Annotated in this window: 13 protein-coding genes; 11 read left to right on the top strand and 2 right to left on the bottom strand. The window is 28.1% G+C overall.

Going from position 1 to position 13,696, the window contains the following annotated elements; all coding sequences use genetic code 11:
- Nucleotides 1-132: 132 nt before the first annotated feature.
- Entirely contained in the window at nt 133-312 is a 180-nt protein-coding gene (locus ACYUET_RS07380; RefSeq protein ID WP_460278666.1) for a YvrJ family protein, read from the bottom strand.
- A 12-nt stretch (nt 313-324) separates the two neighbouring features.
- Nucleotides 325-891 carry a sigma-70 family RNA polymerase sigma factor gene (locus ACYUET_RS07375; RefSeq protein WP_460278665.1) on the bottom strand — a complete coding sequence of 189 codons (567 nt, stop codon included), beginning with the start codon at nt 889-891 and terminating at the stop codon, nt 325-327.
- 610 nt (nt 892-1,501) lie between these two features.
- Between ACYUET_RS07375 and ACYUET_RS07370 the strand changes: the two genes are divergently transcribed.
- From ACYUET_RS07370 to ACYUET_RS07320, 11 genes are all read left to right on the top strand, one after another.
- Nucleotides 1,502-1,756: a helix-turn-helix domain-containing protein gene (locus tag ACYUET_RS07370; protein ID WP_460278664.1), complete on the top strand. Its 255-nt coding sequence runs from the start codon at nt 1,502-1,504 to the stop codon at nt 1,754-1,756.
- 100 nt (nt 1,757-1,856) lie between these two features.
- On the top strand, nt 1,857-2,477 hold the full coding sequence (locus ACYUET_RS07365) for a YqaJ viral recombinase family nuclease (RefSeq protein ID WP_460278663.1): 621 nt from the start codon (nt 1,857-1,859) through the stop codon (nt 2,475-2,477).
- A gap of 155 nt (nt 2,478-2,632) precedes the next feature.
- Nucleotides 2,633-3,910, top strand: a complete 1,278-nt coding sequence (locus ACYUET_RS07360; RefSeq protein WP_460278662.1) for a phage replisome organizer N-terminal domain-containing protein — start codon at nt 2,633-2,635, stop codon at nt 3,908-3,910.
- A 299-nt stretch (nt 3,911-4,209) separates the two neighbouring features.
- Nucleotides 4,210-5,088, top strand: coding sequence for a UTP--glucose-1-phosphate uridylyltransferase GalU (gene galU / locus ACYUET_RS07355; RefSeq protein ID WP_460278661.1), 879 nt, complete (start codon nt 4,210-4,212; stop codon nt 5,086-5,088).
- A gap of 106 nt (nt 5,089-5,194) precedes the next feature.
- Complete coding sequence (locus ACYUET_RS07350; protein WP_460278660.1) at nt 5,195-5,707, top strand: VanZ family protein; 513 nt, start codon at nt 5,195-5,197, stop codon at nt 5,705-5,707.
- A gap of 266 nt (nt 5,708-5,973) precedes the next feature.
- Nucleotides 5,974-6,666, top strand: coding sequence for a hypothetical protein (locus ACYUET_RS07345; RefSeq protein WP_460278659.1), 693 nt, complete (start codon nt 5,974-5,976; stop codon nt 6,664-6,666).
- Nucleotides 6,667-6,697: 31 nt separating this feature from the next.
- Nucleotides 6,698-8,179: a hypothetical protein gene (locus ACYUET_RS07340; protein ID WP_460278658.1), complete on the top strand. Its 1,482-nt coding sequence runs from the start codon at nt 6,698-6,700 to the stop codon at nt 8,177-8,179.
- Nucleotides 8,180-8,251: 72 nt separating this feature from the next.
- Nucleotides 8,252-9,400 carry an N-acetylmuramoyl-L-alanine amidase family protein gene (locus ACYUET_RS07335; protein WP_460278657.1) on the top strand — a complete coding sequence of 383 codons (1,149 nt, stop codon included), beginning with the start codon at nt 8,252-8,254 and terminating at the stop codon, nt 9,398-9,400.
- A 314-nt stretch (nt 9,401-9,714) separates the two neighbouring features.
- On the top strand, nt 9,715-12,219 hold the full coding sequence (locus ACYUET_RS07330) for a hypothetical protein (RefSeq protein ID WP_460278656.1): 2,505 nt from the start codon (nt 9,715-9,717) through the stop codon (nt 12,217-12,219).
- A gap of 230 nt (nt 12,220-12,449) precedes the next feature.
- On the top strand, nt 12,450-12,740 hold the full coding sequence (locus ACYUET_RS07325) for a hypothetical protein (RefSeq protein ID WP_460278655.1): 291 nt from the start codon (nt 12,450-12,452) through the stop codon (nt 12,738-12,740).
- Nucleotides 12,741-12,752: 12 nt separating this feature from the next.
- Nucleotides 12,753-13,667 carry a hypothetical protein gene (locus ACYUET_RS07320; RefSeq protein ID WP_460278654.1) on the top strand — a complete coding sequence of 305 codons (915 nt, stop codon included), beginning with the start codon at nt 12,753-12,755 and terminating at the stop codon, nt 13,665-13,667.
- Nucleotides 13,668-13,696: the final 29 nt, after the last annotated feature.

Genomic DNA, 13,696 nt, shown 5'->3' with positions numbered 1-13,696 from the left:
AGTTAACATAAGTGAGAATCAAAATTTTATATTTTGTTATTCGAACTTACTCAGCGAATGCAATGAGTCGAGTTTCCTCTAAGAATCAAAATTTTATATTTTGTTATTCGAACTTACTCAGCGAATGTATTTTTAATTATCTTCAGAGCTATCAATAACCATACCAAGTTTAGCTGATATTATGGTGTTTAATTTATTAATAGAATTAGATAAAGAATTCAATTGTTTTTCCAAACGTATGAGCAAATAAGCACTCACAGCAACAGGAAAACCAACATTACCAACAAGTCCTATCAATTCATTAACAGTCATAACCTCACCTCCTTAAAAACATAACTGACTTCGCAGCTTTTGAATTAATGCTCTTTTTTTATAATTTGCTGTTGAATAACACATGTTTTTCCAATAAGCGTAACTTCTTAAACTATTATTCTTAAAGAAAACAAATAAAATTAACTCTTTTTCTTCATGATTTAAAGTATCAACTGCTTTTTGCAATTCCTCATAATCTGACCTATTACTAAACATTTCATCTAAACTAGGAGAATCAGAAGTTAGCACATTTTCTAAATTATCAGAAAGTATAAGTGCCTCTGATCCTTCAGAAGAACTTCTATTTTTACCTTTTTTAATCAAATCATTAATACAATTTTTAATTCCAATGGTTGCATAAGCAACAAATCTATGCTTTTTTATGTCATATGCTTCAACGCATTTAAAGAGTATCCTATAACATTCGTTTTGTATATCGTTTATATCATAGCCATCAATAAATGTTTTTTTAGAAAGGTTTAATATAAATGGAGTAAACTCTTTAGCTAATAATTCTTTTGATAAGTTATTTTTGTCTTTAGCTTGTGAAACTAAAGATTCAATTTGTTTAAAATTCAATTTTATACCCTCCTAGATCTTTAATATATTTTTATCTCTTAGGCATATGAAGAAAAATAATAAGTCCAAAATGCCATCACTATTTTTCATTAGCCAAGAAAGTAGATTAGTCTGATAGCGATCCTATTAGCAAATCTACTGATGTAGTATCACATAAAATAGATGAGCATACTAGTCTATTATTTTTTTTGAATCTGCCTTAAATAAGATATAAAAGTATAGACCTTATTTGCTTAATATATATGTGTTAAGGGAAATTCTAACATATTAAATTGTAAAAAAATAGAATAAAATTATCTGGAATTACAGCTTTAACGTCGTTATATATATAAAACGTATTATAATAGCGAAAAGGTAAGTATAAATAAAGTTATTGCATTAAAATAATAAATATAAAGAAAATACGAACTTGTGTTCGTATAAAAATATGTATAAAATTAATATATGTTAAATATTTACAAAATATAATTAAATTAATCTTTTAGTTACGTTTTAAAAATAGTGTTGATATTGTAGTATAAGGGCAAATTGGCATTGGAATTTGTTTTATATTGAAATATAAACATTTACTTAAAATATACTAAGACAGATGTATAAGGGGGAAATGGTAATGAAGGATATACTAAGATTAGCTCAAGAAAGTTTTTTAAACAGCAAGCCTTGTGAAAGAATAGTTTATTTAAGAAGATATCTTAATATGACTCAAAAAGAGTTTGCTGAAAAGTGCATTATAAGTGAAAAGTGTGTTTGGAATTGGGAAAAGGGACATACATTTCCGACAAAGAGGAATCAAAAAATAATAGCATCAGTATTAGGGGTTAATGAAAAAACTATTTTTGGATCACCTAAGGAATACAAGTTTTGATATAAAAAATTTTAAACAAGCAAAAATAGATAAAACTAAAGTAAGAAACAAAGAATATAAAATAACTTAACAGAATATAAAAAGGGTAGTGGAGGAGTTTATGATAGAAGGGAATTTGATTAAGGGATGTTCAATTAGTGGAAATTCAATTAATGAATTTTTAAAAGGAATTGATGGGTCTGATATTGCAATTATTATGGGGGTAAATAAAACTAAAACACCCTATGATATATATTTAGATAAGATTAACTCTAATAAGGAGGAGTTAAATCAAAAAGATGGACTAGTAAAATCAAAAGAAGCTAATTATTGGGACAATACTTTTAAAGAAATTATTGCAAAAGAATTTTCAATAAGAAGTGGAAAAAAGGTAAGGAAAGAAAATAAAAAGTTAAAAGATGAAGAATATGATTTTATGGTGGGAAGTGTGGATAGAAAGATTGTTGGGGAAAATTCAATATTGATGTGCAAAACTTCAAATGTAAATTTTCCAATAGAGTGGAATGGTGGGAGTATTCCAGTAAGTTATATACTTCAGGCACAACATTATATGAGGATTTTTAAGGCAGATAAATGTTATGTGGCATCATTAATTGAAGGCAAGAAATTTGTTTATAAGGAAATTTTAAGAGATGATAAGTTGATTAATATGATTATTCAAATAGAGAAAGATTTTTGGTTTAATAATGTTTTAAAAAATATTCCACCTAAACTTAGCTAAGAAAATTAGAGGAATTACCCCTGGGGAAAAATAATAAAGTTTGCCTAGGGGTAAAAAAATATCTTTATAAAATACCCCAAGGGTACCACAGCAATATCAAAGGCTTACCCATGGGTAAAACAAAGATGGAAAAGTAACTAAAGGAGGGAAATTAAATGGGCAAAATTGTATGGATTAAGGTAGAGATAGATATGTTTGATGATGAGAAGATTAAATTGATAGATTCTATGAATGATAGAGATAGTATTCATTATGTATGGATGAGATTACTTATTCAAGCAGGGAAAACTAATTCTGCAGGTAATATATTTTTAAATGAAGATATTCCATATAGTAACGAAATGCTTTCTATAATATTTAATAGGCCAGTTAAGGTGATAGATGATTCGTTAAGGATTTTATCTGAATTAAATATGATAGAAATAGATAAAAAGAATTTTATAAGGATTATAAATTGGGAAAAACATCAAAATGTTGAGGGTATGGAAAAGATAAGGGAACAAGCAAGAAAAAGGGTTGCAAAGCACAGAGCAAAGAAAAAATTAGAGGGAGAATCAATGGAAGATGATAACTCTAATAATAGAGCTGGTGATAAAGTAAAAGAAGTTTATAATTTAAATAATGAATATGAGTGTGATGATAAAAATTTGCACAGCAATAATGCATATAATAATGAAGAGATTTTTCAGGAAGAATTACAAAAAAATGCTGTAACAAACTGTAACGTTACTGTAACGCCACAGAATAAGATGGAGAAGAAGAAAAAGCTTAAGAATAAGAAAGAGATTAAGAGCATAGAAGATTCAGAAGAGATTAGATGTATTAGAAATAATATAGTGACTAAAGAAATTAAAGATATTGAAGGTAGTAGGAGTATTGGAGAGGTTGAAGGTAGTAGAGATAGTAGTGGGATTAGAGATATTGAAAGTATTGGAGATAGTAGAGATAGTAGGGGGAGTGGAGAACTTGGTGGGAATATAGATAGATCTTCTGTTTGTGAACTTCAAACATCAGGGTCAATAGAAATGAGTTCAAATGGATTGATGGACAAATCTTTTGAATGTGAAAATATAGATATGGATTTAACTGAAGATTTTAATAAAAGCGATATAGTTAAATATATTAAAAGTTTAGGTGTAAAGATTATTGGGGGTAATGAAGAAACGGTAAAACTAGCAGTTTCTATTTATGGTGCAAGTAATGTGAAATTGGCTATTCAAAAAGCGTTAGAAGTAAACAAGCCTAGAATGAACTATGTAAATGGAATATTAAAAAATTGGAAAAGTGAAGCAGAGCAATCAAATAATTATAAAGATTCTGTATGTGGTAATTTAAGAAATGATTATAGTAAGACAAAAATATTAAAATTTAATGACTTTGAAGCTAGAAGTTATGATTATGATAAGCTTGAAAAGTCACTACTAGGCTGGTGAATAAAGAGTTTTACACCTGGGGTACCCCAGGTGTAAGACTTAAGAATGATTAGGATAAATATGTAAGGAATATTTATTTTGAAGACGTTTTATGTTATATTAATAACTGTACTATAATTTACATAAAAAATGATATATAAGAGATTTTTTATGTGAAATGTTGATTTAGTCTAGCTTATTTTGTGTTATAAAAAACTATTAGTTAATATTAATACAGAACAGATGAATGTGGATTTTTTAAGTACAATATTTTTAAATAAAAATCTTTAAAATTAATAATTATTTTATAGGAGATACATATGAATAAAAAGATAAGAAAAGCTATAATTCCCGCAGCAGGTTTGGGGACAAGATTTTTACCTGCAACAAAGGCTCAACCTAAGGAAATGCTTCCTATAGTAGATAAGCCTACAATTCAATATATTATAGAAGAAGCTGTTGCTTCAGGAATAGAGGAAATACTTATTGTAACAGGTAGAAATAAAAAATGTATAGAAGATCATTTTGATAAATCTGTTGAACTTGAGATGGAACTTGAAAAGAGTAATAAGAAAGAATTATTACATTTAGTTCAAACTATATCTGATATGGTTGATATTCATTATATAAGACAAAAAGAACCTAGAGGATTAGGACATGCTATTAATTGTGCTAAAACTTTTGTTGGGGATGAACCTTTTGCAATTCTTCTTGGTGATGACATTGTATATAATGAAGGAACTCCTTGTTTAAAACAACTTATTGATTGTTATGATGAATATAATACAAGCATTTTAGGTGTTCAATCTGTAGCATCTGAGGATGTATGTAAATATGGAATTGTTGATGGAATAGAGATAGAGGAGAGAGTATGCAAAGTTAAGGGATTAGTTGAAAAACCTTCAGTTGAAGAGGCACCATCTAATACAGCAATATTAGGAAGATATATAGTTACTCCAAAAATATTCGAGATATTAGATAGAACTAAACCAGGTAAAGGTAATGAAATTCAACTTACTGATGCTTTACTTGAACTTATTAATGAAGAAGCTATGTATGCTTATAATTTTGAGGGAAGAAGATATGATGTTGGGGATAAGCTTGGATACTTGCAAGCAACTGTGGAATATGCATTAAGAAAAGAAGATTTAAAGGGTGATTTTACAGAATACTTGGAAAGTATATTAAAGAATCTTTAATATTGTCCATAGTGGTACCTCATATATAACCCCACATCTATCCCAAGGGTATCTCTGGGGTAGATGTGGGGTTTATAATACCTTGGTTATAAGGAGGAGGTTTGATATGAGAAAAGGGGTATTTTTAAGTCTTTTATGTTTTTTGAGTTTAGGATTTATATTTTTTAATTCAAGTCAAACAGGAAGTTCATCTAATGAAAGAAGTCACAACTTAGTAGATAAGGTGGTTACAGTAATAAATGAAAGTAAAGTTAATAATATATTAAGTAAGAATTTATTCAGTGATGAATTAGTTGATAATCTAAGTGATAGATTGGCTAATAAATTGGATAATAAACTTACAAAGGATGAACTTAATCTTATTATTAGAAAATGTGCTCATGGATTCGAATTTTTTCTATTATCTATTGTACTTGCTCTAACATTTTATTCTTTTCATGTTAAGAAGAATAATGTCATTATCTATAGTTTATTTATAGTCTTGCTTTCAGCAGTTTTAGATGAGTTTTTTCAATTATATATTCCAGGAAGGAATTCAAATGTCATTGATGTGATTATAGATTTTTGTGGTGGAATTATAGGGATGGTACTACTTCATATTTTTAAAAGGGAAAGATAAAGAAATTTTATTATAAATTTATATTTTATAAAGCTATTGAATATAGCTTTATTTTTTTTAGAACAGTTTTCTTTGTTTATAATAATTTATTTAATAATACTTTAATTAAACTACATTAAATAAACAGATTATAACATAAGTTGTAATTAAAATTAAAATAGTATAAAATATGTATATGTAGAATTAAATTACAATAGGAAAATTTTGTGGATTTTTGCTTTGTATAAAGCTACATATTTTATAAATTGGAAGGGGATAGAATAAGGATGAAAATGAAAAAACTATTATCAATAGGAGCATTAACATTAGCTATGACTTGTTCTGTATCAGTTACATCATTTGCAGCAGAAAATGTAAAAATTAATGATGCAGAAGTAAAAGTTGAATATAATGATTTAGCAGTAATGAGAGAAGTAGCTAGAAAAATAATATCAGGCAAAACTGTTAAAGTAAGTGGTATAGAAGTTAGTAAGGATAAAACAGTTGGAGATTTTATTAATGATACAGATGCCGTAAAAAAAGAAATAAAGAAATATCATTATTATGAAACATATAAAAATGATCCAATATTTAAGAAGTATGTAGGCATGATAGCTAAAGATGGAAGCATCGCAAGTAATGGAAATAAAATGTTAGATCAAATGACTCAAAAGGAATATAAACATGTTATAGAAGTTACTGAAAATCTTATAGATGAAATTAATAATAAAAATGATGGTGAATATAGACGTGATAAAGAAAAAATAGCTTTAGGTTTAGTTCAATATACAATGTTTGAAGGATATAATGTAAGCTTTGGTAAAAATAATGATGATTCAACAACTTTATCAGTTGAAGATAAAGAGGGTAAAATAATTGGTCAAGTTACTTTTAAAAATGTTAAGGATCTTTTAACTATTCTTAAGAGTAAAAATGTTGAAACAATAAAAGCTTTTGTAAATGGATCTAGAGCTAAATAATGCTAGGACTTAAGGAGGATTAATACATAGGATGAAAAAAAATAAGAGGTGTATTAATTTTATTTTAGGAATATTATTAATGTTTAGTATTATGCTTGGAGTTGTATCTATATTTGTAAATAATATGGTGTTAAATAAGAATACTTATGTAAATATATTTAACGAAAATGATATTTATAAAAAGGTTACAGAATCTTTATATAAAAAAATAGATTCTATATTAAGTGCTAAGGGAGTAAGTGTTGATATTAAGGAATCTATATTGACAGAGGATGATATCAAAAATGAAGCTGATAATGCAATTGATAACCTTATATTATATTTAAAAACTGGAGAGAATAATACTTCTTCTGTAAATACTGATATATATAAGGAAAGAGTAAGGGATGTATTAAAGTCTTTTATTGGTGAGAATACTTCACTTGATAAGGACTTGTCTTTTGTTGTCCCTAATATTATAGGGGATAATAGTAATTCATCATTTAGTAATCATATGAAGTCTTATAATACAATTTGTATTAAAGGTAAACCAAATTATGAGGGGATAATTAACTATAATCAAAAGTTAAATCTTGATAATATGGTTTATGGTAAAGAATCAAATTTTGAAAATTTGACCTATGTTAATAAAGAGGCAAGATTTGATAATATGGTTGTTAAAAAAGAAAAATCATCATGTAAAGATGATTGTGTAGTAGCTGAAAAGTTAGCATCTCGAGCTGAATTGGAAGCACAGGGAAGAGCTATGTTAAGAGAAAAAGGTTTATCTGAGGCTCAGGCAAGACAAAAGCTTGCTGAAAAAGGATTAACTGAAGATGACGTATGGAGAATGTTAGCAGAAGAAGGATATCTTGATGAGAATAATTCATCTGGTAATAAAAATGATAAAGCATCAGGAGAAAAAGAAGGACAAGAAGCTGGAAATTCTGCTGGAAATAATAATTCAGTAAGTGAGAATAACAAAGAAGTTTCACAATCTAACAATAAATTAGATGATGAAAAAAATGCAACTACATCTGTACAAGCTAAGGTTGATGCAATAGCAAATAAGTTATTAGATGAAGCAGGGGCTATTATAGATAAAGAATTTGAAAAGATAAGTATAAATGGATTAATGAAATCTAATGTTATTAGAGTTGCTGCTAAAACAACTTCAATATTTAATACATTTAATTTGATATTTATATTATCTCCTATTTTATTTATAGGAATATTAATTTTAGTAAATAAAAGGGACATTAATTCTATATTAAAATATACATCTATTGGAGCAATATTGGCAGGGATACTTTTATCTACTGTATTTTTTGGTATATATACTTCAAAGGCTTATGAAATGGTGAATATTAATACTATATATTTAAAAGAAGCGGTTTCTAGTATAATGAGTTATTTTTTAATAACTTTATCTAAATGTGGTCTTATTTTATTTATTTTAGGATTAATTTTAATGATACCTAATATTGATAATATTTTGGGTAAAAGTTTTTTTAGAAGAAAAATAAAAAAATAGTTTGATAATAATACCCCAGGGGTACCCCTGAGGTACCCCCTGGGGTATTATAATGAGGAGGATTATATAATAATGAAGAGTTCAAGATTAAAGAAGATAATAGCAGTTGCAGTTGCAGCGACAACTATATCAACTATTTCTCCAGTAGCGGCTTCAGCAGCATGGAGACAAGATAATAGTAATAACTGGAGCTGGACTGAAAGTGGAACAAAAGCTACAGGATGGAAAGCTATTGACGGAGAATGGTACAAGTTTGATGAAAATGGTACTATGCAAACAGGTTGGGTAAATGATAATGGAACTTGGTACTACACAGAAGCATCAGGAGCTATGAAGACAGGTTGGATAAATGATAATGGAACTTGGTATTATGCAAATGGCTCAGGAGCAATGCAAACTGGTTGGGCAAATAATAATGGGAATTGGTATTACTTACAACCATGGGGTGGAATGAAGACAGGTTGGATAAATGATAATGGAACTTGGTACTATGCAGAAGCATCAGGAGCAATGCAAACAGGCTGGATAAATGATAATGGAACTTGGTATTATACAAATGCATCAGGAGCAATGCAAACAGGTGTTGTTGATGTTAATGGAAAAGTATATGTATTAGCAACAACAGGAGCAATGTTAACAGGCAATGTAATGATTGGAGATAAGGTTTATACATTTGGTGCAGATGGTGCAGCAGTTGGAACAGCTCCAAAAGTAGACAATGCATTTGATGGAGCAGGTAATTCCGTAAATAAACCATCAGAAAAACCAGAAGAAAAGCCTGCAGAGAGCGAAAATAAGGCAGAAGAAGAAAGATCACATGGTGGTGGAGGTGGTGGTGGATCACATCATCATAATGATTCATCAAGTGATAATAAATATGCTCAAGATTTAAAACTTACTATCAACGCTGATAATAAATATAATCTTCAAAAAGTTTCAGAAAATAATTATACAGCAAAATTTGATGGTGAAAAATGTGAATTTAATACAGGATTTAATTCAGAGTTTCAATATAAAGGTGAGCAAGACGAATATTATGTAACAAAAGATTTATATGTTACTAATGCAGATGGAACAGATGCTTATTTAAAAGTAAAGAATGGAACTTGTACAGTTACTGAACCAGGTAAAATAAAGGTAAAAGTAGTCATTCGTAAGTATAAAGATGGTACAGTAGAATATGAAAAACCTATCACATATACAATAATAGTTTCTAAATAATATAATACCCCAGGGGTACTCCTGGGGTATTTCTATTATTATGTTAAGTAATTTTGGAATAATTTACAACATAAGGGGTGCATTTTTTTCCAGTTTGGTATTATAATTATCTATATAGGTTATTTATTCTATATGAAAACGTTTGTATAGAATTGGCGTTGTAAAATACTCTTATTTTTCAATTAGGAAACTAGAGACTCATTTAATGTATAAAGGATGCATGTTTCAGAATAATGATTTCTAATTTTTAAAGGAGGGGGAATTTTTAATTTAAGAGCGAGAATTCTGTTTATGTAAAGGGGGAGATTTGAGTTATGAGAAATTTGAGAGGAAGGATGCACTTAAAAACAATTGCGATTGTTGTTTCTACAGTTACAGTTGTGCAATTTAGCAATTTGGGAAATATAATTGGGAATATTAGTTGTAAGGCTTATGGTGATGTGACAAGTGATACATATGCTGCTAAGAATGTAAATTTAGATATGTATCAAAATAAATGTGTAAATAAAGATATACATTCAGATAATGCAGTGGATTTCAGTTTAGAAAAAAGCCTAAGTGGTAATAAAAATGATAATAAGACTTGTCAAATAAAGAGTGGTTTAAACAAAGAGGAGAGTACTAGGACAGAATATCAACATAATAAATTTTCAGATCAATATAATAGAAAATATTTTGGGGAGAATTTAGGACAAACTTTAAATGGAGATTCTACAAAAAATCCAGATGAAGGTTCAGGACAAGCATCAAATAATAATGGAGAGGGAAATTTATTTAAGGTTCCAGATGAGAATGATAAAGAAAATCCAGAAGCAATAGGTGGGAAAACTTCAGGAAGTAATGATGAGAAAAAGAATAATGAAGATAATCAAGGGGGTAAGACAGGAGACAATAATGGAGAAAATCCTAGTGATAATGGTGAAGAAAATCCAGGTAATGTTCCAGGAGAAGATATAGAAAGTGGAATATTAGGAGCGCCTATAATAAATACCTTTTCCTTAGATAAGGGAGAAAATTATAAAAAACTTAAATTGAGTGAAGTTACTGGCAGTAATCATGAATATCAAATAACTGTTACAGCTAGTGAAGAACTAAGGGTATGTGAAAGATCAAACACTAACAAGACACTTAACAAATGGTTTGGTCTTGTAATTAAAAATAATATTAAAGGTAATAATCAAATATCATACAGTTTTACAGGAACTAATTTTATAGATCTTAGTGAAAATACTGGGACAATAAATTATTTTATGGCTGCAAATAAAAATGGTGCACCTAAATATGACGAAGAGGCTCGTGATAGTAATATTTATTTTAAATATGTAGGTGCAAGTGATGATTCTGCAATTAAAATAACAATACATTATGTACCATTTAAAGCAGGTACTAATCCAGGGACTGGTGGAGAGCCTACTGATCCTGGTGCATCAACAAGTGCATTAAAATCAGTTTCTATATCTGGAACTGAAAGGGTAGGAAAGACTTTAACTGCGAAATTAAATTACAATAGTAATAAACCATCAGTTAAACCTAAAATATCTTATCAATGGTTAAGATCAAGTAAAAGGGATGGGGATTACAAAGAAATATCAGGAGCAACTGATAGTGAATATAAACTTAAAAGTGCTGATGAGGATTGTTATATAAAAGTAAGGGTAACACTATCAGGGAGTTTAAATGAAACCAAAACAAGTGACAGGACATCTTCCATTGATGAAAAGTATTCAAGTTCTTCTTCAGAGTCAAAGAAAAGTGATTTTGACGATGATTTTGATAATGGTCAAATTGATTCAGATGAATTAAATGAAGAAAAAATGTATGTCAATGCCTCATATAGTCCAAATGTTGATAAAGAGATGTTTTTATTGGTTAAGGAATATTCTTATAAGAGTTTGGTTATAGAATCAGGTAATTGTACATGGAGTTTTGATACTAATGATTTAATTAATATATCTAAAATGAAGACGAAATTTAACTCAAAAGTAGAGAGTAATTCTCCAAATGCATCAAAAATTAATAGACTAACAAATGGTGCAGATGTTGCTAATATTTATTTTAACTATAATGGTATGTTACCAGGAAAAGCAAAAGTTGAGATTAATGTTGGGGAAGAATTTGATGGAAGTAATAGATATTTGTATTACTATAATCCTTCAAAAAATGTGTTAGAATCAGTTTCTTCTAATGTTAATGTTAAAGATGGCAAAGCAGCATTTACAATTACACATTGTTCAGATTATGTTTTGAGTAAAACTCCAATTAATGGAGCTGTTGCAAATTCTGGTTTTGATGAGAGTACAATTAATGCAAATGACGACATTAATGGAGATATTACTTCTAATGATTTAATGACAGAGGGAAGTATATTAGGTAATTATGATGAAACAGGTAATTTCCAAGGAAATAATGGCAACCCAGGAATGATAGGAACAGATGCAAATTATAATAAATATACTTCAGCTAATATAAAATGGAAGCAGTTATCAGATGGTAAGTGGCAAATTTTATACAATGGATTGATTGTAACTGGATGGGCAAGTGTTGATAATAGATGGTACTATATGGATGAATATGGAATAATGCAAACAGGGTGGTTAAAGCTTGATGCAAAGTGGTATTACTTAGGTGAATATGGAGTAATGCAGACTGGTTGGATGTACTTAAGTGGTAAATTATATTATTTAAAAGATACTGGAGAGATGGCTACAGGATGGCAAAAGATAGATGGAAGATGGTATTATATGTATCCAAATGGGACTATGGCATATAGCACAAGTGTTGATGGATATGAAATAAATGCATCAGGAGAAATGTATTAAAGCATACTCTAATAAAAAATACCCTAGGGCAAGAATATACCCCAAAGGGTATTTTTTTATTATATAAAAATTGTGTAGAGATTTTCACTAAAATTGTTAATTATTAATTGAAATGTGGATAGGTTAATTTGTTTCTATATTAATCATAAATTTTGTTAGTGAAAAGATTGTCAAATTATAATTGCTGTGTGATAATTAGGTGTATATTTCAGGAAAGTAAGTATTATTCATTGGAGGTGGGCTGTATATTTACATTAATCAGGATATGTGCATTAGTTTGTATTATTATATATATTTATAAAGCATATAGAAGTAGAAATCGTAAGGATAATATAAATCAATGTGCTAAGATTAGGGTTATAAATGAAGAATTAAATCATGAAAGTGGTAATTTTAAAATTTCAGGCAATGAAGATGATTTTATTATAGTGAAGGATGATAGATTCGAATTTGAAGTTAAAAATGGAATTATTATTTCATGTAAGGATATTAAAAGACACAAAAGATTTATTAAGTATTAGAGAGGAATATTTATGGGAATATTGGATTGGGCTAGTGATAAGGTACAAACTTTTACTGGTGAGAAGGAAAGAAGAGAATTAGTTCAAGAATTTAAAGAAATACATGAAAATCATAAGGAAAATGTAAGCTTAATAATAAATATAATAAATAATAGCATAGCTATCTTTAATGATACGATAGAAACGTTGAATGAGATAAGGGAGAAGAATTTAAGACCTAAGATTAACAAACTTTATAATTTTCTAAGTAAGTTTGGTAATATTAAAAATACAAAAAATTGTGTTAAAGAAGATGATAAAAGTAGAATGCATGTTTCTTTGAAACAATTTGAAAAAGCTGAAAATTATATAGAGGATATTGATTGGTCAAGTGACAAGGTATTTAATGATACATTTTTTACTACTATTTTTGGAGCTAGAATTAAAACTAAAAGCCATAATATAGATATGAGAGCTGAAAGGGATAATTATAAGCTTGAAATAAAAAGTAAGGAAAATAATTTATATTTAAAAGATGAAGAAGTGAAAATGCACACTGACATTTCTAATCTCTATCAAGATACAGTAAAATGTATTGATAATACAATAGAAAATTTGGTTATACCAGAAATGGAACTTATAGATGCAATGCTTAGTGTTGAGGTTATAAAAAACAATATTATAGCTAATAGAGAGTTAAATTCTAAGATGAATTTAACTAATGATATAAGATGTTTAAAAGGTACGATTTATGAAAAACATTATAATTTTATAAAGAATGCATTTATGTTTTATACTATATCATCAAAGATATATGATACGCCTATATTAACTAGGTTAATAAATAATGACTCAAATAAAGATGATTTAAAGCTTTTATCAGAGCAAAAGCAAATTGTACATATTAAAGAAAAAAGGTTACTTGAATTTAGTATAAGAGAAGACTAGCTAGCTTAGATTTATTTATTATCTGATAT

Source organism: Clostridium sp. CTA-5, assembly GCF_054768135.1.
The sequence above is the reverse complement of the archived record's forward strand: the minus strand, read 5'-3'. Positions and strand labels throughout refer to the sequence as shown.